The 20912-nt window shown below is 66.0% G+C and carries 16 protein-coding genes; 14 read left to right on the top strand and 2 right to left on the bottom strand.

Going from position 1 to position 20912, the window contains the following annotated elements; genetic code table 11:
• Position 1: 1 nt before the first annotated feature.
• On the top strand, positions 2-2383 hold the full coding sequence (locus tag F8197_RS17970; RefSeq protein WP_227012313.1) for a fimbria/pilus outer membrane usher protein: 2382 nt from the start codon (positions 2-4) through the stop codon (positions 2381-2383).
• Positions 2365-3399, top strand: coding sequence for a spore coat U domain-containing protein (locus F8197_RS17965; protein WP_152883059.1), 1035 nt, complete (start codon positions 2365-2367; stop codon positions 3397-3399). The genes F8197_RS17970 and F8197_RS17965 overlap by 19 nt, the downstream gene beginning before the upstream one ends.
• Before the next feature lie 123 nt (positions 3400-3522).
• Here the strand turns inward: F8197_RS17965 and F8197_RS17960 are convergent, their stop codons facing one another.
• Complete coding sequence (locus F8197_RS17960; RefSeq protein WP_152883058.1) at positions 3523-3762, bottom strand: hypothetical protein; 240 nt, start codon at positions 3760-3762, stop codon at positions 3523-3525.
• A 452-nt stretch (positions 3763-4214) separates the two neighbouring features.
• Between F8197_RS17960 and F8197_RS17955 the strand changes: the two genes are divergently transcribed.
• The 7 genes from F8197_RS17955 (at position 4215) to F8197_RS17925 (ending at position 12936) form a co-directional block, all read left to right on the top strand.
• Complete coding sequence (locus F8197_RS17955; RefSeq protein WP_019923340.1) at positions 4215-4709, top strand: helix-turn-helix domain-containing protein; 495 nt, start codon at positions 4215-4217, stop codon at positions 4707-4709.
• A gap of 209 nt (positions 4710-4918) precedes the next feature.
• On the top strand, positions 4919-7813 hold the full coding sequence (locus F8197_RS17950; RefSeq protein ID WP_152883057.1) for a sensor domain-containing diguanylate cyclase: 2895 nt from the start codon (positions 4919-4921) through the stop codon (positions 7811-7813).
• Between the two features lie 59 nt (positions 7814-7872).
• Positions 7873-8427, top strand: a complete 555-nt coding sequence (locus F8197_RS17945) for a DNA-3-methyladenine glycosylase I (protein WP_152883056.1) — start codon at positions 7873-7875, stop codon at positions 8425-8427.
• Complete coding sequence (gene mnmC, locus F8197_RS17940; protein ID WP_152883055.1) at positions 8424-10133, top strand: FAD-dependent 5-carboxymethylaminomethyl-2-thiouridine(34) oxidoreductase MnmC; 1710 nt, start codon at positions 8424-8426, stop codon at positions 10131-10133. Before F8197_RS17945 ends, mnmC begins: the two co-directional genes overlap by 4 nt.
• A gap of 72 nt (positions 10134-10205) precedes the next feature.
• Positions 10206-10955, top strand: a complete 750-nt coding sequence (locus F8197_RS17935; protein ID WP_152883054.1) for a sensor histidine kinase KdpD — start codon at positions 10206-10208, stop codon at positions 10953-10955.
• Positions 10952-12652: a tetratricopeptide repeat-containing response regulator gene (locus F8197_RS17930; RefSeq protein ID WP_152883053.1), complete on the top strand. Its 1701-nt coding sequence runs from the start codon at positions 10952-10954 to the stop codon at positions 12650-12652. Before F8197_RS17935 ends, F8197_RS17930 begins: the two co-directional genes overlap by 4 nt.
• Positions 12653-12720: 68 nt before the next feature.
• Positions 12721-12936 carry a hypothetical protein gene (locus F8197_RS17925; protein ID WP_152883052.1) on the top strand — a complete coding sequence of 72 codons (216 nt, stop codon included), beginning with the start codon at positions 12721-12723 and terminating at the stop codon, positions 12934-12936.
• 3 nt (positions 12937-12939) lie between these two features.
• Here the strand turns inward: F8197_RS17925 and F8197_RS17920 are convergent, their stop codons facing one another.
• Complete coding sequence (locus tag F8197_RS17920) at positions 12940-13665, bottom strand: PhaM family polyhydroxyalkanoate granule multifunctional regulatory protein (RefSeq protein WP_152883051.1); 726 nt, start codon at positions 13663-13665, stop codon at positions 12940-12942.
• Positions 13666-13806: 141 nt separating this feature from the next.
• On the opposite strand from F8197_RS17920, the gene F8197_RS17915 reads away from it, so the two are divergent.
• The 5 genes from F8197_RS17915 to F8197_RS17895 all read left to right on the top strand — a co-directional run bounded on the left by F8197_RS17915 (position 13807) and on the right by F8197_RS17895 (position 20896).
• Positions 13807-15012 (top strand): DUF3108 domain-containing protein, encoded by a 1206-nt coding sequence (locus F8197_RS17915; protein WP_152883050.1) that lies wholly within the window; start codon positions 13807-13809, stop codon positions 15010-15012.
• A gap of 1 nt (position 15013) precedes the next feature.
• Entirely contained in the window at positions 15014-15775 is a 762-nt protein-coding gene (locus F8197_RS17910) for a DUF3108 domain-containing protein (protein ID WP_152883049.1), read from the top strand.
• Between the two features lie 116 nt (positions 15776-15891).
• Positions 15892-17247 carry a hypothetical protein gene (locus tag F8197_RS17905; protein ID WP_373922151.1) on the top strand — a complete coding sequence of 452 codons (1356 nt, stop codon included), beginning with the start codon at positions 15892-15894 and terminating at the stop codon, positions 17245-17247.
• A complete protein-coding gene (locus F8197_RS17900) occupies positions 17240-18043 on the top strand; it encodes a hypothetical protein (RefSeq protein WP_152883048.1) in 804 nt (267 codons plus the stop codon). Before F8197_RS17905 ends, F8197_RS17900 begins: the two co-directional genes overlap by 8 nt.
• A 3-nt stretch (positions 18044-18046) precedes the next feature.
• Positions 18047-20896 (top strand): ATP-binding protein, encoded by a 2850-nt coding sequence (locus F8197_RS17895; protein ID WP_152883047.1) that lies wholly within the window; start codon positions 18047-18049, stop codon positions 20894-20896.
• Positions 20897-20912 lie beyond the last annotated feature (16 nt).

Below are 20912 nucleotides of genomic sequence, written 5' to 3'. Positions count from 1 at the left end.
CATGTGGCGGCGGCTGCCTTGCCTGAAGGTGACGATGGCGGTGCTGGCCTGGGGACTCATGGGCGGCGTGCGCGCGCAGATTCCTGCCGCGCCGGCGCCGATGCCGGCGCTGGTGCCTGCCTCGGCACCGGCGTCGGCACCAACCTCGGCGGCATCCGAGGAAGAACTATTTCTGGAGGTGACTTTGAACGGCCAAGAGACCGGATTGATCTTGCGCTTCACGCGCCAGCCCGGCACTGTGCTCGGTAGTACCGGACTGAACACGACAGTGCAAAACCTGCGCGACCTCGAACTCGATCCGCAACGGTTGGGCGTGGCCGACCGCGAGTCCGTCAACCTCGACGATGTGCACGGCCTGCGCTACACCTACGACGCCGCCAACCAGCGCCTTGCGCTGCGCCTCGACGACGCATTGCGCACGCCGGTGGCGCTGAACGCGCGCAGCCTGCGACAGCCGGGCGAGGCCAGCGTCACGCCCGGCGCCGTGTTCAGCTACGACGCCTTTGCCCGTCGGGGCGACGAGCGCTACCTGTCGGTGGCCAACGAGCTGCGGTATTTCAACAACAATGGCGTGTTCAGCACGACTGGCGTGTTCAACACCAGCCGCCTGCTGACCCAGTACGTGCGCCTTGATTCTTCCTGGGTCCATTCCGACCCGCACACGCTGGAAACCTGGCAGGTGGGCGACCTGATTTCCTCGTCGCTGACCTGGAGCCGGTCGCTGCGCATGGGCGGCGTGCAGTGGCGCAAGAGCTTCGATTTGCGGCCCGATTTGCTGACCTTTCCGGTGGCGTCGCTGGCCGGTTCATCGGTGGTGCCGAGCGCGGTCAGCCTGTACGTCAACGGCGTGCGCCAGATGGAGACGGCGGTGCCGTCCGGCCCGTTCGTCATCAACCAAGTGTCGGGCCTGAGCGGCGCCGGCCAGGCCACCCTGGTCACGCGCGATACGGCCGGGCGCGCCATCACCACGGTGGTGCCGCTGTATGTCGATACCCGCCTGCTGGCCGAGGGGCTGACCGACTATTCGGTGGAGCTGGGCGTGCTGCGGCGCGACTACACCAGTAAATCTTTTAATTACGATCACTCGCCGGCGCTGAGCGGCTCGATGCGGCGCGGCGTGACCGACCGCGTGACCGTGGAAGCGCACGGCGAGGCCGGCAACGGCGTGGTCAACGGCGGCGTGGGCGGCATGTGGCGCATGGGCCAGATCGGTGTACTGACCGGCTCGGTCGCAGCCAGCGCCGGCACCGGCAAGGGCGCCCAGGCCAGTATCGGCTACCAGTACCTGAGCCCGGGCTTTTCGGTGGACATGGAATCGCTGCGCGCCAGCCGCCATTACAGCGACCTGGGCACCGCCGAAGGCGGCCCCGGCGTGCGCGCCAGCAACCGCGTGAATGTCAACATGGGCCTGTTCGGCGGCCAGACCCTGGGCCTGTCGTTCATCAGCCAGCGCGTGCCGGTATCGCCGCCAGCGCGGGTGGCGGCGCTGTCGTACGCGGCCACGCTGGGCGCCGGCCTGTACCTGAGCGTGAGCGCCTACCGCGATTTCCGCGACGCCAACACGCGCGGCATATTCTTCAGCCTCAGTGGCACCTTCGGCGACCGGCTCTCGGCCAATGCCAGCAGCGGCCGCCAGAACGGCGTGCAATCGAAAAACCTCACGCTGGGCCGCACGGTCGATTACGCGGGCGGCTTCGGCTGGGGCTTGCAGTCGCTGGAAAACAACGGCGCCACCTTGCGCCAGGCCCAGGGCACCTACCTCGGCAATTACGGCCAGGTGGGCGCCTTCTTGCAGGAAAGCGGCGGCAAGCGCGAAACCGCGTTCAGTGCGTCCGGTTCGGTGGTGGTGATGGATGGCAGCGTGCACGCGGCGCGCCAGGTGGGGGCCGGCTTCGCGCTGGTGTCGGCCGGCGTGGGCGGCTTGCCGGTGCTGCAGGAAAACCGGCCGATCGGCACCACCAGCAGCAGCGGCTATTTGCTGGTACCCAATCTCACGCCGTACCTGTCGAACCAGATCTCGATCGACACCAGCAGCCTGCCGCTGGACGCGCGCATCGCCCGCACCACGCTGACCGTGGTCCCGGCGCGGCGCTCGGGCGTGGTGGCGGAGTTCCCGGTCGAAACCTATGCCGCCGCCACCGTGATCCTGCACGACGCTGCCGGCCAGCCGCTGGCGACCGGCCTCGAGGTGGTGCACCTGGAAAGCGGCGCCACCACCGTCACCGGCTTCGACGGCCTGGCCTTCATCGACAACCTGGCCCCGCTCAACCATGTGCAGGCCGTGGTGGAAGGGCGGCGCTGCATCGCCGAATTCGCCTATGTGAAAGAGCCGGGTAACGCCATGCCCACCATCGGACCGGTCGTGTGCCGGAGCGTGCAGTGATGGCGCGCCTGCTGTCTTCGGCGTTGCTGCTGATGTTGCTGATGCTGTGCGGCGGCAAGGCACGCGCCGACAGTTGCGGCATCACGCCGGCCAATGTCATGTTCCCCAGCGTCAGCTCGATCAGTCCCGGGCCCGTGTATGCGTCCTCGACCTTCAAGATCACGTGCACCTGGACCGCGACCGACGTGCTGACCGGCCTGCTCACGCCCAACGCGACCATCTGCCTGAACCTGGGCGCCGGCAGCGGCAACGCGTCAACTACCGCGACCACGTCGCGGCAGTTGTCGAGCGGGGCGCTGCGGGTCAACTACAACCTGTACACCGACGCCACCTACGCGCCGGCCAAGATCTGGGGCGGCTGGACCGGGACCACTACCTCGGGCAATGGCATCGTCTTCACCATGACCAAGAGCGGCGGACCGGGCAGTCTGGACCAGTTTGTCACGGTGTATGGCAAGCTCGAGGCGGACTCCACCTTGTCGAGCCTGTCGGTGGGCCCGGACAACCTCAATTTCACGTCCAACTTCGGCGCCGGCAGCGCGGTCATGAATTACCAGTTCGCGTTGCTGGGCTTGCTCGGTTGCCTGATTCCGCAGACGGTGGCGATTCCGTTCACCGTGAGCGCGCCGGTGATCAACGACTGCAATATCAATATCGGCAACCTGGCGTTCCCGCAATCGCGGCTGTTGACTGCCGCCGTGCGCACCACGTCCAGCCTGTCCGTTACGTGCAGCAAGGACACTGCCTACCGTATTACGCTCGGCGCCGGCACGTATGGCGCCAGCACCACCGCGCGGCGCATGCGCAATACCGGTACGGCGGAGACGGTCGATTACATGGTGTCCAGTGGACTAGACGGCGCCAGTTGGGGCGATGGCACCGGGGGCACGGTGGCGGTGACCGGGACCGGTACGGGCGTGGCGCAGGCGATGACGGTGTATGGGATGGTGCCGGCGCAAAGCACGCCGTCGCCGGGGGACTACAAGGATACGGTGACCGCCACGGTGTCGTTCTAGTCGCGCCTGATAAAGCCGCCACAGCGGCGTTGCAGCGCCTCGCCGTACGTTCGTACTGTCTGCGGCACTGCGCCTTGCTGTGGAGGCTTTCTCAGGCGCTCCAAGACGTTGGCGGTTTAGGAGTTAGAAGTACACGGTCCAGTCTTGCGCGCCGGCGGCGGGGCGCACGGCTGCTGCGTCGGCGGAGGTGGCTGGCGCTGGTTGCGTCGCGGTCATCAGGTGCGGCGCGTTGAGCTGGCAGGCCACGGTCGGGGCCTTGGCGGCGGTGGCGCCGGCTTGCACGGTGCAGGCGTCGGTGACGGTGAAACTTACTTGCATGGAAGCGGACTTGGTGCCGGCCGAAGCCAGCAGTGGCAACGTCATCAGGGCCAGTCCAAGTGCTTTAACAAGAAGTTTCATTTTTGTCAGAGGTGTGATGTATGTATCAGTCGGAAGTGCTTGTCTTTACGTGCAACCACGAAACGAATTTTACCCTACATAAACATTCTATCCAATGTACACAATTCAGGCGAAATCAACTTCTCTTCAAATAGTGGAATTTGGATAGTTTGTAACCCCTCTTTTTAGCCTATTTTTGAGGGGTGTCACGATAGTCTAAAAAACGAAGTTTTCATAGAGAAACATCCGGGTCATGTATCACAACAGGAGAAGAAAATTGAGAGACCAAAATACACACAATGTCACGCGGCATTCACCGCCGGGAAAGTTCACAAATTTTCACCTCAAACATGCAAGTCACTGAATCTCACCGAACTCGACTTAGTGACTGTCTGGCAGTTTTTTCCGATTTAAAACCTGGAACCGAGGAGTAAACAATGAAACATACCGACTTTGGCCGCATGCCTTGCCCGATCGCCCGCAGCCTGGGCAAAGTAGGCGAATGGTGGAGCATCCTGATCCTGCGCGACGCCTTCTATGGCCTGAGCCGCTTCGACGAGTTCGAGAAGAGCCTCAAGATTGCCCCCAATATGCTCACCCGGCGCCTGAACGGCCTGGTCGAGGGCGGCTTGATGGAACGGCGCCAGTACAGCGCCCGGCCGCCGCGCTACGAGTACGTGCTGACCAAGTCGGGCCGCGACTTCAAGCCGGTGCTGCTGGCCTTCATCGCCTGGGGCAACGACCACCTGGCCCCCGAAGGCGCCAGCCTGCTGGTGGTGAGCCGCGAGACCGGCAAACCGGCCGACCAGGTGCTGGTGGACGCCAACAGCGGCCTGGCCATCAACGACGAGGACTATATGTTCGCACCGGGCCCGGCCGCCACCGACAGCATGCGCATCCGCCTCAACGAGATCAGCAAGCACGCTTCCTGACCCGTTCTCTCGCTGCAACCACACGCCGGCCGGCAATGGCCGGCGTTTTTTTTGTCCTCGCGCTGTGATTCCGCCACCGTGTACCGGGTTTGAACCGAAGAAAAACAATAATTGCAAATAGGAAACTGTGTTGTCTGGAAATTGTGGAATAATGCAGAAACTGGCCGGCACCGACCGCCCCCTATAGCAGGAGGAATCACCGAGTGGACATGTTCGTGCGCGACGCAGACCTGGCGCAATGGGAAAACACCTTGCCCGACTTGACCGGCATGGCGCGCCTGCCGCACCTGGCGGCGCTGGCCTGGCACCTGCGCCAGCGCGATCCCGTGCGTGCCCGCGAGCTGTCCGGCGAGGCACAGGCGATGCTGCCGGCCGTGGCGCCGCAGGACGCGCCGGTGCTGCGCGCGCGGCTGCTGCTGGTGGCGGCCGAGGGCGCGTGGGTGCGCGGCGAGCTCGATACCGCCCAGTACCATGCCGACCAGGCGCTGCAACTGCTCGCTCACGACGCGGCCGCTCCCGAGCTGCTGCAGGTTGCCGCCGCGCGCGGCCGCGCCGACGCCTGCTGGGTGCAGGCCTGGATCGCCAACGACCGCGGCGACAGTATCGCCGCCAGCGGCTGGCTGGCGCAGGCGGCTGAAGCTGCCCGTACCGCGTCCGATTCGGTGCGCGGCGACATCATCGGCGCTGCTGCCGGCATCTGCGCCGCCTTCACCGACGGCGCCGGCGGGCCAGTGGCGTGGCGTCCCGACACCGCCACGCGGGACACCGACCTCGATGCCATGCCGGCCATCGCCGCCGGCTGGATCAGCGATTTTCTCGGCACCCGCGCCTTCCAGCACAGCGAATACGGTCGCGCCATCGGCCATCTGATGCGCAGCTTCGACACTGCGCTGACCAGCGGCCAGCTGCGTCGCGCCATCATTATCGCCACCAATATCGGCAACGGCTTCACCTGCCTGAACGCCCACGAGGCGGCGCTGGACTGGATGCAGCGCGCCCAGGACCTGGCGCGTCCCACCGGCTGGCCGCTGTCGATCGGCATGTGCCTGATGCAAACCGCCGAAACCTTGCGCCAGTTGGGCCAGCGCGAGGCCGCGCAAACCCTGCTGCGCGAATCGCTGGTGGTGCTCACGCCGCTGGCCGGCTCGCGCGCCTACGCGGTGGCGCTCGAATACGAAGGTGACCTGGCGCTCGACCTTGGCAACCACGCAGCGGCGCTCGACAGCTTCACCCGGCTGGCCGCGCGCGGCGACGCGCTGGGCCAGGGCGATTTTCAGAGCAGCGCGCGGCGCGGCCAGGCGCACGCGCTGGCGCACCTGGGCCGGGCCGGCGAGGCCTTGTCCGTGGCGCAGGGCGCGCTGGCGCTGGCCCGCACCAAGGGCGACACGCTGGCGCAGATTGCCGCCCTGCAGGTGCTGGCCGACATCCACGCGCGCCCGGGCAGCGCGGAGGATCCGGCGCTGGCGCCGCCGCCCGGCATGAGCGCTCCCAGCGGGCCGCTGCACTACCTGTTGCTGGCGCTGGACATCGCCGCCACCATCGACGGCTACACCGTGCCCGGCGCGCTGCTCGACGCCACCGCGCGCGAATACGCGGCGGTGGGCGACTTCGAGCACGCCTACGCCATCGCGCTGCGGGCCGGCGCCGCGCGCGACCTCACCCACAGCCGCGAAGCGACCAACCGCGCCATCGCCATGCAGGTGCAATACCAGACCGAGCGCGCCCAGACCGAGGGCGAGCACCACCGCCAGCTGGCGGCAGCCGAGGCGCGTCGCGCCGAAATCCTGCAACGCACCAGCGCCACGCTGGCGAACCTGGGCGCAGTGGGGCAGGAGATCACCGCCCACCTGGAATCGGCGGCCGTGTTCCGCGCGCTGGACCGCCACGTCCACGGCCTGCTCGACGCCACCCTGTTCTCCATTTTCCTGATCGAGCCGGGTGGCGAGTGGCTGGCCAGCGCTTTCGGCGTGGAAGCGGGCCGGCCGTTGCCGCCGCTGCGGGTGGCGCTGGACGACCCCGACGCCAATTCCGCGCGCTGCGTGCGCGAACGCCGCGAACTGCTGGTCGCGCTGCAAGAGGGCGAGGCCAATGTCAACCACATCTCCGGCACGCTGCCCACGCTGAGCATGCTGTTCGCGCCGCTGGCCGTGGGCGAGCGGGTGCTGGGCGTGATGACGGTGCAGTCGATGCGCGCCAACGCCTACGGCGAACGCGAACGGCTGATCTTCCGCACCCTGTGTGCGTACGGCGCCATCGCCCTCGACAACGCCAGCGCCTACCGCCAGGTGGCCGCCACCCAGCAGCAGCTGCTCGACAAGAACCTGGAACTCGAGCGCGCCTACCAGGCGCTCGAAGAAGTGAGCCTGACCGACCAGCTGACCGGCCTGCGCAACCGCCGCTTCTTCCTGCGCAACGTCGATGCCGACGTCGCCATGAGCTTGCGCGGCTACGACAATATGCAGGAGCGTGCGCAGCAGCGCGGCCAGCCCCGGCCAGCCAACGACTGCGACCGCCAGGCGCCCAACGACCTGGTGTTCTACATGGTCGATCTGGACCACTTCAAGCACGTCAACGACCGTTACGGCCATGCCGCTGGCGACTCGATCCTGGTGCAGATGCAGACCCGCCTACGCGAAGTATTCCGCGAATCGGACTACGTGATCCGCTGGGGCGGCGAGGAATTCCTGGTGCTGGCGCGCGCCACCCACCGCGACGAAGCCGGCGCGCTGGCCGAGCGCATGCGCCGCGCCGTGGCCGAACGCGACTTCGTGCTGCCCGACGGCGAAAAGCTGCGCAAGACCTGCTCGATCGGCTTTGCCTGTTTTCCGTTCCTGCCCGAGCAACCGCGCCTGCTGTCGTGGCCGCAGGTGGTGGAACTGGCCGACCAGGGGCTGTATATCGCCAAGCGCTCCGGCCGCAATGCCTGGGCCGCGCTGCACGCCACCGGGGAGGGCGATGCGGTGGACCTCTTCCCGCGCCTGATGCACGCGCTGCCGCAAGCGCTGGAAGACGGCGAAGTGCGCGTGGTGAGCAACCTGGCGGGACCGCTGGAACTCGATGGCGAACGGCGCCGCACCGGTTTGTCGATCGACCTGGAGCTATAGCGCGGTTGCGGGGTTGCAGAGTTGTATACTGCGGGTTCGCTTCCCGACAAAAATCCATCATGACCATCATCCGCTGCGCATGGGCCAAGCCCACCAACCCGCTGTACCTGGAATACCACGACACCGAGTGGGGCGTGCCGTGCCACGACGAACTGCGCCTGTTCGAGATGCTGAATCTCGAAGGCGCCCAGGCCGGCCTGTCGTGGGAAACGGTGCTCAACAAGCGCGAAACCTACCGCGCCGCGTTCGATGGCTGGGACGCCGAAAAAATTGCCGCCTACGGCCCGGACAAGGTGGCCGAACTGCTGGCCAACCCCGGCATCGTGCGCAACCGCCTCAAAGTAGCGGCGGCCATCACCAACGCCCAGGCCTACCTGCGCCTGCGCGCGGGTGGCAGCAGCCTCGATCAACTGCTATGGTCTTACGTCGATGGCCAGCCCATCGTCAACAACACCGGGGAGCGCATCATCAAGACCGCGCTGTCGGACCGGCTGTCGAAAGACCTGGCCAAGCTGGGCTTCAAGTTTGTCGGTTCGACCATCGTTTATGCGTACATGCAGGGCATCGGCATGGTGGACGACCATGACGTCGACTGCTTCTGCCGCCACCGATGACCGTGTCGCACGTCGTTCTCGACACCGAATTTGGCGACGGTGCGCGCTTTGCGCAGGCGCGCGTGCAGCACTTGCAGGACAACAAGCGGCTCCATTACCTTGCGCTGACCGCGCGCGTGGCCGATGCGGCGACCATCGCCGATCCGCAGCTGCGCGCCCTGTGGCCGCTCGACGTGCCGGGTTTTCACCGCATCATCCTCGACGACGGCCGCGTCACGCTGGACCTGCTGGCGGGCGAAATGACTGCCGTGCTGCCGCAGGTGCTGGCCCGCGTCGATGCGTTTCACGTTGGCGCGCTGGCGCCCGGGCAGGCGCGCACGCTGGCGCGGCTGGCCGTTCCCGGCGCCACGCTTGACGCGCGCGCGCCCGATGACTTGCTGGTGTGGGCCTTGGTTGCTGCCGGTTTCGCCTGCCGCCGGGTAGATGGCGGTGACGATATTGCCGCCGAGTACCGGGGCCGCCACTCGCCGCCTGTCGCTCGCGCAGCATCACCTGCTGCCCCAGCCGCGCCACAGTTGCGCGATAAACGCGCGGTGGTCATCGGCGCCGGCTTGGCGGGGGCCAGCGCCTGTCGCCGCCTGTGCGCCAGCGGCTGGGAGGTGACGTTGATCGAGCGCCACGCGCTGCCGGCGCAGGAGGCGTCCGGCAACCTGGCGGGCATCTTCATGCCGCTGCTGTCGAAAGACGACAACATTCCCACCCGCCTGGCGCGCGCCGCCTACCTGTTCGCGCTGCGCGAGTGGCGCCGGCTGGGCGGCGTGGGCAACGCCTTCATCGGCGCCGACTGCGGCGTACTGCAACTGGCGCGCGATGCCGGCCACGCCGCCGTCCAGCGCGCGGTGCTCGACCATTGGAACTATCCGCCGGCGTACGCACGCTGGGCCGACGCGACGGAAGCGGGTGCGCTGCTGGGCGGCCCCACACCGCACGGCGGCTGGCTGTTCGCCCAAGGCGGCTGGGCGCGACCGTCGTCGTTGTGCGCGGCCATGCTGGACGCCTGCGGTGACCGCCTGCAGCGCGTGTTTTGCAGCGAGGCGATCACTTTGCACCGCACCGGTGACGGCGAATGGCTGGTGGAGGGCGCCGGCGGTGCCTTGCTGGCGCAAGCGCCCACGGTGATCCTGGCCAACGGCGCTGGCGCCGTGCAGATCGCCCAGGCAGCCCAGCTGCCGTTGCAGTCGCTGCGTGGCCAGGTTACCCACCTGGCCGTGGGGACCAGTGCCCCGCAACTGCCGCTCGTCGTCTGCCGCGAAGCGTACGTGACGCCGGCTGCCGACGGCATCGTTTGCGCTGGCGCCACCTACGACAATGACGACGACCGTGCACTGCGCGCCAGCAGCCAGCGGGAAAACCTGGCGCGGCTGGCGGAGATCGTGCCGGGTGCGCACGTGGCGGCCCTGATCGATACCGCGCCGCTGGCCGGCCGGGTGGGCTTTCGCAGCGCAGCACCGGACCGCCTGCCGCTGGCCGGCGCGCTGCCGGATGTCGAATCGGCCGGTCGCCTGGAGCACCTGCGCGACGTGCCACGCCACCCGGACCTGTACGGCCTGCTCGGCTATGCGTCGCGCGGCCTGATCTGGGCGCCGCTGATGGCCGAACTGCTGGTGTCGCAACTGGAAGGCGCGCCCGCGCCGGTCGAGGCTGCGCTGGCAGAGGCGCTCGACCCCGGCCGCTTCCTGCTCAAGCAGCGGCGCCGCAGCCAGTAGCCCTGCAACCGCCGGGTTCCGCCCGCAAACCGTGCGTTATAATCCCGGTTTGAATCCACGGAGAGCGACGCGATGGATGACGACTTGTCCCAGCACTATCAAGGCTCGCCGGAACTGCTGATGTTCCTGGCGTCGACCGTGCACGACATGAAAAATTCGATCAGCGTCTTGAGTGGCACGCTCGAACACCTGCTGACCAACGTCCCTGCGACCGCAGCTGTACCTGTCCCCGCCGCCCCCGAGCCGGCGCAGTACCAGCAACTGGGCCAGATGCTGTACCAGACGCGCCGCCTGAACGACAGCCTGATCCAGTTGCTTGCCTTGTACAAGGAAGTGGGCAAGCCCGGCTACCCGTTCGATCCCGGCCCGCGCAGCGTGCGCGAACTGGTCGAGCAGGTGGAAGGGCAGGCGCGCATCCTGCTGCAATCGCGCGGCATCGCCTTTGAAACCGACTTTGCGCCGGACGCCATCTGGACCTTCGACGAAGAACTGGTGATCGGGGTGCTGGTCCACGCCATCAACAACGCCATCCGCTACACGCGCGATCGCATCCGGCTGTCGGTGCGGGTGGACGGCGACTACCTGGAACTGCGGGTGGAAGACAATGGCGACGGTTTCCCGCCGACGATGCTGGCAGCCGGCGCGCAAGCCATGGACGTGCGTGACGTGCAGGTGCGCTTCTCCAGCAACAGCAGCGGCCTGGGGCTGTACTTTTCCAGCGAGGTGGCGCGCATGCACCGCCACCGCCAGCGCACCGGCGCCATCGCCCTGGAAAATGGTGGTGAGCTGGGCGGCGGCTGCTTCGTCCTGCGGCTGCCATGACAGCCATGGTACAGAGCGACGGCGAGATCGACTGGGGCGCGAAGCGCTACCTGATCGTCGACGATTTCGTCGGCATCCGCCAACTGCTGCGCGAGTCGCTGCGCAACCTGGGCGCCAAGCATATCGACCAGGCGGCCAGCGGCGGCGAGGGCATGATGTTGCTGGCCAAAACCCGCTACGACGTGGTGCTGTGCGATTACAACCTGGGCGACGGCAAGAACGGCCAGCAGGTACTTGAAGAAGCGCGCATCCGCAACCTGATCCTGCCCAGCAGCGTGTGGCTGATGGTCTCCGCCGAAAAAAGCGTGGAGTCGGTGATGGGCGCGGCCGAGCACCAGCCCGACGCCTACATCATCAAGCCGATCACCGAGGGAGTGCTGCTCACGCGCCTCAATCGGGTGTGGATCAAGAAGCAGATATTCAGCGAGATCGACCAGGCTTACGCCGACAAGGACTACCTGCGCGCAGCGCGCCTGTGCGAGGAACAGATTCCCGTCAACCCGCTGCACGCGATCGACCTGCTGCGCATGAAGGCCACCTTGCAGCTCAAGGCCGGCGACCCGCTGGGTGCGCGCAAGGTGTACGAACAGGTGCTCGAAGAGCGCGACTACAACTGGGCGCGCTGCGGCCTGGCCAAGATCATGATGCACGACGGCGAGGTGGAAGAGGCGCAGAAGATGTTCCAGGCGGTGATCGCCGACAACCGCTTCTATATCGACGCGTTCGATCAGCTGGCGCACGCGTTCCAGCTGCAGGGCAAGCACGAGGAAGCGTTTGACGTGCTGCAAAAGGCGGCCAAGCTGTCGCCCAACTCGGTGCCGCGCCAGCGCACGCTGGGCCAGACCGCGCTGCGGCTCGAGAACATCCCGGTGGCGGAGCGGGCGTTCCGCAAATGTATCGACATCGGCGAGTACTCGGTGGCCAAGACGGTCGATGCATACTTCGGCATGGCGCGCGTGTGCGGCAAGAAGAACGACACCAAGGAAGCGATCCGCCTGCTCAACGCGGCGGTCCACCAGTTCGGCGGCGACCAGGTCACCTTGCGCGCCAAGATCACCGAGGGCCTGGTGTACCACGAGACGGGCGACTTCCGGCGCGCGCGCAAATCGGGCGATGAACTGGAAAGCATGCTGGCCGACGAAAGCCGCCACCGGCCCGACACCGCCACGTGCCTGGACATGGCGACCCTGCTGTTCGCGGTGGGCGTGAAGGAAGCGCCGGTGGGACTGCTGTGCTACATTGCGCGCAACAACCATGATAACGTGCCGTTGATGGACGAGTTGCAGAAGATTTTCGACAAGGCGCGCATGGGCGACGAGGGCACGGAGCTGATCCGCTCATCGCGCAAGGAAGCGGCCGACATGATGAACAAGGGCGTGCTGCTGTGGAAGTCCGAGCGGCTGCAAGAGGCCATCGACTGGATGCGCGTGGCGCGCCACGCGCTGCCGCACAATATGCGCATCCTGTTCAATTCGGCGCAGATCCTGATCTCGCGCCTGCAGCAAACCGGTTACGTGCGCGAACTGGCCGACGAGGCGATCGAGGTGCTGATGCATGTCGATGCCATCGCCCCTGGCCAGCCGCGCTTTGCCCAGCTGATGGAACAACTGGCGCTGCTGGCGCCGGTGTCCGGCGTGGTGGCGGCAGCCGCCGCCAGCGAATACGAGGCAGCCAACGGCGCGGTCCCGGACCGCTAAACCGTTTAGATGAATTAAAACAGGTGCGGCAATCAAGTACGCACCACCAAGAGAGAGGATGTAAATTTATGCGCGATATCGCAAAAGAAGTCTATACGAAAATGAAGATCGGCAGCGTAGCCTGGGTAAAGCCGGTCGCCGCCAAGGGTGACACCATCGAGAGCTTCCAGGGCGCCCTCGACAGCGCCAAGCTGCTCGAAGAAGAAGGTTTGATCGATGTCCAGAAAGTCACGCGCCAGGCCGATGGGCTGATCGACGCCATCCGCATTCTGCGCCTGGCGTAATTTCTATTTACCAGATGCCGGCTTGACCGGCTTCGGCGCTGCACGCTTGGCGGCGGGCTTTTTGTCTGGTGCCGGCTCCGGCGCCTCGGTGGCTGGTGGTGCTGCTTCGGTTGGCGGCTTGGCCGTCGCTGCGGCAGCGAACTTCGCTGCCGTCTCGGCCATCATCGATTCCGATGCAGCAGCGGTCGATACCGCCTGCTTGAACTGATCCTGCAGCAGATTCCACCACAGCGCGGCTGCGCCGGCGGTGGCGTCGGTCTGCTTCGGCGCGTCTTCTGCCGGTGCTGCTGCCTTGGGTTCCGGGGCCGGTGGCGGCGGTGGCTGCTCGGCGGCCGGCTTTTGCTTGTCCGCTTCGCGCGCATGCTGGAAGAAGGCCGAGGTGTACGGGTTGGCATCAAAAATCGATTTGTGGTCGGCGGTCGGCGCCTGCCCTGGCGCGGCGGTTTGATTGACGGCGGCGGCCAGGCTGGCGCCCACCGACTTGAGCGTGGCGATGGTGTTGCGCTGCACCTCGAGCGCCTGGATGCTACCGCGCAGCATGTTCATATTCAGGTTGAGCCACGCCTCGACCGCCTTCAGGTCGTTGATCTTCTTGTCCAGTTCATCGACCGACAGGGTGGGCGTGGTCAGGCCGGGCACGCCCATGCTACCCCACAGGTTCTTCACGAAATCGAGCGTGTCGTTCATCACTGCTGCGCCGGGAATATGCGGCATCTGCGGTTGGGCCATGAAAGTCTCCTGTAGTAGTTGGTTCAGCGTAGCAGATAACGCGGTACCGATCAAAGTTTTCTGGCAACGTTGCTTGCTGCCGGCAACCGCCACGCAAAGGCCGCGCCGGAAGCATTCGGCCGAACACGTTAAACTAGCGCCATGACGATCGCCTCCTTCCTTTCCCAACGCCGCCGCATGGTGCTGTTCTGCGCGGCCACGGTGGTGCTGCACGGACTGGCGATCGACTGGGCCGCAAGCCACCTGGCGGCATCGGCCACCGTCAACGCGTCGCCGTCGGTAGTGACCGCGCAAGTGCGCCTGGCCTTGCCGCCGCGCGTGGCCAGCGCGCCGTTGCAGGAGATTGCGCCGCTTGATGCTGCCGCCAAGCCGCCTGCCGCCAAAACGCCTGCCAAGCCGCCCGTCGCCAGCCCGGCCTTCGCCAGGCCGCGTGCACCGGCGCCGGTGCCAGCGCAGGCGCAGGCGGGAGCGGCCATCACGCCGGTGGATAGCGCAGCGCCTGCACCGGCCATCGACACCGCCGACCTGGAACTGGCGCTCGCGCCCGAGCCGGCGGCGGCCCAAGGTTCGGCTGCAGCGCCGGCAGCAGCGCCTGACACGGCCACCAGCGCACCCGCGCCGGCGGCCGCCGAACCGGTCCCGCAGGGCGGGCGCCGCTACAAGGTGGAATTGCCGCCATCGGCCACGTTCGACATGGACGTGGCACGGGTGGATGCCGACGGCACCAAATGGACAGGGTCTGCCGTGATGACATGGCATACTGACGGCAGCCGCTACCGGGCGTCGGTGGAAGCGGGCGTGAGCCTGCTGGTCACGCGCCTGAACCTGCTGGTGCTGCGCAGCGAGGGCGCCATCGACGACCATGGCATCGCGCCCGACAAAGCCACCGAAAAGCGCGCGCGCCGGTCCGAGACCGCTACCCACTTCAACCGCAATGGCGGCGGCAATGCGGCTGGTGCGAACACGATCTCGTTCTCGGCTTCCGACCGCAGCTACCCGCTGCTGGCCGGCGCGCAGGACAAGGCCACGGTGCCGTTCCAGCTGGCCGGCATTGGCCGCGCCGACATCAACCAGTTTGGCGGCGACATCGACATCCAGGTAGGGGAGGACAAGGAAGCCGCCCTGTTCCGCTTCCAGCTGGTGGGCGAAGATGAACTGAACACGAAGATGGGCAAGCTGGTCACCTGGCACCTGACGCGGCCCCCGAAGCCGGGCACGTATTCGTCGCGGCTCGACATCTGGCTGGCGCCGGGCATGCAGTGGTACCCGGTCCAGATACGCAATACCGAAGCGAGCGGCGCGCTCACCACGCAGACCGTCTCCAAAATAACAACTACCGGACAATGATATGAAAATCAACCATACTTTTTACGCGCTGAGCGTGGCCGCCATGCTGGCGCTGGGCACCGTGACCACCGGCGTCCATGCCGCCGACAGCGAGCACCCGGCCGTCAAGCGCCCGTTCAGCGCACCGCCATCGGCGGACCTGACCTACGCCATCAAGGCCAAGCAGCACGGCCTCACCATCAACGGCACGGCCACCGTGCAGTGGCGCGCCGGCGACGGCAAGTACTCGGTGGCGGCCGAAAGCCGCGCGCCGATCTTCGGCAAGATCCTGGAAACCCGCAGCGAGGGCGCCATCGACGACTACGGCCTGGCGCCGGTGTCGTTCATGGAAAAGCGCTTCCGCAAGGAAGCCACCACCGCCACCTTTAAACGCGACACGAAAACCATCAGCTTCAGCGTGGGCGACGAAACCTATCCGATCAAGGGCGGCGAACAGGATCGGGTGAGCATCCAGTGGCAACTGGCCGCCAACGCCCGCGCCACGCCCGATAAATTCAAGCCAGGCAGCGAGTGGGCGTACTTTGTCACCGCGCGCCGCAATGCCGAGCAGTGGGTGTTCAAGGTGCTCAAGACCGAAAACATCACCGTGGGCGGCAACGAGATCAGCGCCCTGCACCTGGTGCGCCAGCAGGCCGACGACAAGGATTCGCAGGTGGACCTGTGGCTGGCACCGTCCATGAACTGGTACCCGGTGCGCGTGGTGTTCAAGGACGCCGATGGCGACTACGTGGACCAGACACTTGATAAATTCACCAAAAAGTAAGCGCAAGATCGCAACTGCTATACTGTCGCCCCCGTGAGCAGCTGACGATCCCAAGTCCGGCAGGCTGCTTAATGCGGTGATTGTTGCGACCAACATGGCAAAGAATGATAGAAACTATGACAACCGAGTCCGCGCCCGACCCGGCGCTGGACTCGCAACAGGACGGCCTGCAGGCCCACTTCAAGCCCAATATCTCGGCCGATGAAATCGAGCAGGTCTACCACCTGAAACGCGCGCAGCCGCTGCTGCAAGTGTTTACGGCGCTGTTCCACGGCGGTTTCGACGGCGTGCTGGTGCGCCTGCTGGTGCTGCGCGAGCTGGCGTCCGACACGGCGTCGGCCAGCTTTACGCGCCCGGACATCAACACCCGCCTGGCCTACCTGCTGCCCGAGAGCCTTGAAACGGTGCTCATGCGCCTGCGCACCAACCAGTTGCTGGCGTGGGATCCGCAGCAGGCCGTCTATCGCGTCACGCCGATGGCGCGCAACGTGCTGTCCGCCATCGACGCGTTGCTGGCCATGGGCAAAGAGGAAGACCCGGCCGACATGGGCTACCTGCTGTCGCAGGTGGCCGGCTCGCAAATGATGGGTGGCGTCACGGTGGAGCAGCTGCACCACCTGCTGGGCCGCCTGGTGGAGCTGACCGAGGAATTTGCCGACGCCATCGCATCCGGCTCCGAGTTCCGCCTGCGCGAATCGCAGGCGAAGTGGCACGTGGCGTGCGACTGGGTAGAGAAGGGCTCCGAGATCCTGCGCGCGATCACCAGCGACGAAAACGCCGACCACGCCACGCACCGCGCAGCGCAAGCGATTGGCCGCGCGCAGTCGTCGCTATTGAATATGCAGGGCATGTTCTCGCGCGCGCTGAACCAGATCGAGCGCCAGCGCGTGCACCTGGGCCAGTCCGGCCTGTCCACCACCGACATCAAGCGCTGGCTGCTGCTGCATGACGACCTGGCCTCGCTGGCCGTGGGCGCCATCGACCTGCCGGTGGTGCCGCAGTTTATTACGCCGGCGGAGATGATCGACGTGGCCGAAGCCGAACTGCTGTCCGACCGCGCCGCCAGCGCCGTGCAGGGCGGTCTGCCCAGCGGCGAAGATGCGCCCACCACCATCAGCGACGGACCACCGATGCAAAAAGAACTCGACGAATGGCTGGCCCGCCTGGCCGACTTTACCGCGCCCGGAAAATTCCCCGCCAGCGTGGACGGTGCGGCGCCCTCGATCCAGGTGCACGAATCGCTGCTGCCGGCGTCGTTTGCCGTGGCGTCGTACCGCGCCTCGATGCTGCCGCTGCTGGGCGACGCCGACGAAGCGCGCCTGCAAGGCGCCACCGGCGACCTGGCGCGCCTGCCCGTCACGTTTACCCCGAGCGACGAAATGGTACAACTGCCCGACCTGCACGTCGCGGCGATGTCCCTCGCTTCGCTTACCCTGTCTTTGAACCCGGAAGGCGACAAGTCCGATGAATGATGATGCACAAATCCTGATCGCGCGCCTGCTCGCGCATCAGACCCTGCGCCGCGACGACCGCCTGGTCAAGCGCGCGCTCGCGGACGAACAGTTCCGCATCGAAGTCGATGCGCGCCTGCTGGCCGTGGGCCTGAAACTGCTCGACAACGTGTATGCCGACCATGTCACCGTGGCCCTGACGCGCAATATCGAACCGAAGATTTTCGGCGCCAAGGACGTCTGGCAGAACAATAACTTCGGCCTGTCGCGCGACGGCGTGGCCCTGCTGGTCGTGCTGTGGGCCCAGATCATTCTGCCCAAGCGCGAGCGCCAGGAAAACCACCAGCACGCGGACGACAAGCAGAACGACATGTTCGGCACCGAGCGCCCGCTGCCGCGCGCCGAAGACACCTCGATCGGCATCGCCTACAAGGCGCTGCTGGCCGACTTCGGCGACAAGCTCGGTAAAAAGACGCGGCTGGACATGAACCTGTCCATTCTGGCCAAGCTCGGCTTCATCGAACGCCGCGGCGACGTGGTGCTCGAAGGCCCGCTGCTCGATTTGTTGATGGATACCGACCTGCTGAAAGAACGCATCATCAACGGCGCGCTGGCCGACGTCTTCAAACGCACGCCGCCGCAGGAGATGGCCGTGCCGCGCCGCACACCGAAGCCGCGCGCGTACGAGGACGATGCGCCGAATGCCGTGGAAACGATCGAGCCGGAGATGGAAAACCCCGACTACGACGCCGATGGCAATGCCGTACCGGTCTTCGATGTACCCTTCGACGACGCTCAAGAACCACCCAAGGATTAAGCCATGTTTCATATCAAATCGCTGGAGCTGGTCCACTGGGATTACTGGCAGCGCATCAAGAACATCCCGCTCGACGCCAAGATCATCACCATCGCCGGCCAGAATGGTTCCGGTAAAACCACGCTGCTCGACGCGCTGCGCACCCTGTTCGGCCTCGATTGCTCGATGGGCCGCACCTATAAGCACTATGCGCGCCACAGCGGCCAGCAAACGGCCTGGCTGCGCGCCGTGGTCGATAACAAGGCGGTCGGCCGGCAGCTGTCGAATCGCCCGTTCCGCAGTTCCGGTTTTTTCAGCGACGACGAAGTCACGCTGTTCTGCCAGATCCAGAAGAACGGCGGCGACTGGAAGCGCCAGTACCTGATGCGGCCCGGTAACGTGCAGATCGAAGACATCGGCGACGTCGGCAACGACTGGCTCGGCGTGGAAAACTACCGCAAGCGCCTGGCCAACGCCGGCCTGTCGCCGGCCATGGCCAAGGTCCTGGCCCTGGAGCAGGGCGAGACCGACAAGTTGTGCGAATACGCACCGCGTCAGCTGCTCGACCTGGTGTTCCAGGTGTTTGGCGACAAGGAGGTGCTCGACGCCTACGACGAAGCCAAGCGCCACCAGCGCGACACCGAGGAAGAACTGAAACGCTTCGAAGCGGAACTCGACGCGTCCAAGACCAACCTGGAAGGCCTGCGCCTGCGCGTGGCCAACTACCACCAATGGGAAGACCTGAACAAGGAGCGCCGCAACCTGCAGGAGGAAGCGCTGCCCACGCTGGAATACCACGAGGCGCGCGAAAAGCAGGGCAATATCAGCCGCCAGCTGCGCGAGGCGCGTAAGCCATTGCAGCAGGCCGACGCCCAACTGGCCGACAAGCGCAACGCGGTGACCAGTTTTGCCAAGGCGCTGACCGAGGCGCAGCAGCACGAGACGGTGCTGGAACAGGAATCGACGTCGCTGCAATCGCGCCTGAACCTGATCAACGGCAAACTGAAACCGCTCGACAGCCTGCTCGAACAAAAGGCGCGCCTGCAAAAGCTGGCCGCCGACTCCGGCGCCGACCTGGCCGAAGTGGCGCAGCAGCTGCAAGAGAAGGAAATCGAGCTGGCGCGCCAGCGCAATGCGCGCGACGCCATCGCCTCGAAAATCGCCGGCGAAATGGCCACCATCTCGGCGCTGCAGGGCAAGACCGCGATGCCGGAGCCGGAAGCACAGCGCAGCATGCGCCGCGCCCTCAACGACGCCGGCATCAGCCATGCCATGCTGTCCGACATCGTCGAAGTGACTGACCCGCGCTGGCAAGGCGCGGTGGAAGGTGTGCTGGGCGGCTACGCGTCGGTGGTGCTGCTCGATAAAGCCGGCGACGCCACCTCGGCCTACCGCCTGGCGGAAAAAGAGCGCTATCGCCACTTCATCGTCACCGACCTGGTCAACGCCCAAAGTACCCGCGACGACAGCCTGATGTCGGTGGTCAAATTCGCTGCCAAGGTGCCAGCGTGGCTGGTCGAACAGCTTTCGCGCATCACCCGCGTCGATAGCGTCGATGCCGGCGCCAGGCTCGGTAACAACGACGAGTGGATCACGCCCGAGGCCTATCACCGTGAACGTCGCGGTGGCCGCTCGCTGTTCGTGGAAGCCTCGCGTTACCGCTTCGGCACGGCCGGCCGCACCCAGCGCATGGAAGCGATCCAAAAAGCGCTGCCCGCGCTGGAAGCGCAGGAAGATACGCTGACCCTGGCGGTATCGAAACTGGCGTCCGAAATTAGCGCGCTGAAAACCCGCCTGGCGGGCGTGGACGCGGCCAAGGAAATGGCGGCGCGTCACGACGAGTTCGAGGAAGCGGCGCGCAACGCGGTGCCGCTGCGCGCCGAGCGCACCGATGTGGGCAGCCGCCTGGGCGAGCTGCAAAACCTGATCAAGACCGCCGTGGTGGCGCGCACCCGTGCCGACACCACGTGCCAGAACGCGCGCTTTGCCCTGTCGGAAGCGGAAGCGGGCACACGCCTGAACCTGAAACGCCAGATCGAGCAGCGCGCCGACCACGCGCGCGCCTTGCTTACGCTGCGCAAGAACTGGCGCCACCTGCCCAAGGCCTGGCGCCGCCTCGAGCGCCGCCTGGCGCTGGTGGCCGAGCACCAGAACACGCACCAGGTCACGCTGCGTTTGCATACGCTCGAAGCGAGTCTCGCCCGTAGCGACTGGGAACTCGATGCCACCGTGATCGACCAGTACACGCGCCTGAACGAGCAACTGAGCGGGCGCCAGTCGGAAACCGAAGAGCGCCGCTACCAGAACAACCGCGCCATCGAAGCCACCGGCAACGCGCGCGGGGCCTACATGGAGCGGCTGCGCTACACCATCAAGACCTATTCGAAGAACATCAAGGAGCTCGGCGAACTGGCCGGCATCGAGGTGCACGCCGATCCGGTCAAGCTGGAAAACGACGATGTCCTGCTGTCGCAGGCCGGCCTGCACGTGCGCTTCAAGTTCGACGGCAAGGGCATCATCGGCATGAACGACGGCGAAGCGTCGGGCGGCCAGCAGGTGATGAAGTCGCTGGTGCTCCTGATCGCGCTGCTGAAATCGGAAGAGGGTTCCGGCGGCTTCGTGTTCATCGACGAACCGTTTGCCCACCTCGATATCCGCAACATCCAGCTGGTGGGCGAGTTCCTGAAGAACACCGACGCCCAGTACCTGATGACGACGCCGCTCACGCACAACACCGACGTCTATGATCCTTCGGAACTGACGCTGATCACCAGCAAAAAGAAGAAGGACACCCAGTGGGCGCAGCCGATCTTCGTGCTGCAACGGCGCGCGGCGGATGTGGAAGCTGGCAAGGCAGCCGCCAAAGCCGCCTGACGGCTATAAGGCTGGA

Origin of the sequence: Duganella sp. FT27W, from assembly GCF_009295655.1 — a bacterium.
Taxonomy (GTDB): domain Bacteria; phylum Pseudomonadota; class Gammaproteobacteria; order Burkholderiales; family Burkholderiaceae_D; genus Rugamonas; species Rugamonas zoogloeoides.
This window is presented reverse-complemented; position numbering and strand designations above follow the sequence as displayed.

Excerpts from the sequence above, each read along its gene's own strand:
- F8197_RS17970 (WP_227012313.1), top strand. The coding sequence starts at position 2 with ATGTGGCGGCGGCTGCCTTGCCTGAAGGTGACGATGGCGGTGCTGGCC.
- F8197_RS17960 (WP_152883058.1), bottom strand. The coding sequence starts at position 3,762 with ATGACGTTGCCACTGCTGGCTTCGGCCGGCACCAAGTCCGCTTCCATG.
- F8197_RS17955 (WP_019923340.1), top strand. The coding sequence starts at position 4,215 with ATGAAACATACCGACTTTGGCCGCATGCCTTGCCCGATCGCCCGCAGC.
- F8197_RS17950 (WP_152883057.1), top strand. The coding sequence starts at position 4,919 with ATGTTCGTGCGCGACGCAGACCTGGCGCAATGGGAAAACACCTTGCCC.
- F8197_RS17945 (WP_152883056.1), top strand. The coding sequence starts at position 7,873 with ATGACCATCATCCGCTGCGCATGGGCCAAGCCCACCAACCCGCTGTAC.
- mnmC (WP_152883055.1), top strand. The coding sequence starts at position 8,424 with ATGACCGTGTCGCACGTCGTTCTCGACACCGAATTTGGCGACGGTGCG.
- F8197_RS17935 (WP_152883054.1), top strand. The coding sequence starts at position 10,206 with ATGGATGACGACTTGTCCCAGCACTATCAAGGCTCGCCGGAACTGCTG.
- F8197_RS17930 (WP_152883053.1), top strand. The coding sequence starts at position 10,952 with ATGACAGCCATGGTACAGAGCGACGGCGAGATCGACTGGGGCGCGAAG.
- F8197_RS17925 (WP_152883052.1), top strand. The coding sequence starts at position 12,721 with ATGCGCGATATCGCAAAAGAAGTCTATACGAAAATGAAGATCGGCAGC.
- F8197_RS17920 (WP_152883051.1), bottom strand. The coding sequence starts at position 13,665 with ATGGCCCAACCGCAGATGCCGCATATTCCCGGCGCAGCAGTGATGAAC.
- F8197_RS17915 (WP_152883050.1), top strand. The coding sequence starts at position 13,807 with ATGACGATCGCCTCCTTCCTTTCCCAACGCCGCCGCATGGTGCTGTTC.
- F8197_RS17910 (WP_152883049.1), top strand. The coding sequence starts at position 15,014 with ATGAAAATCAACCATACTTTTTACGCGCTGAGCGTGGCCGCCATGCTG.
- F8197_RS17905 (WP_373922151.1), top strand. The coding sequence starts at position 15,892 with ATGACAACCGAGTCCGCGCCCGACCCGGCGCTGGACTCGCAACAGGAC.
- F8197_RS17900 (WP_152883048.1), top strand. The coding sequence starts at position 17,240 with ATGAATGATGATGCACAAATCCTGATCGCGCGCCTGCTCGCGCATCAG.
- F8197_RS17895 (WP_152883047.1), top strand. The coding sequence starts at position 18,047 with ATGTTTCATATCAAATCGCTGGAGCTGGTCCACTGGGATTACTGGCAG.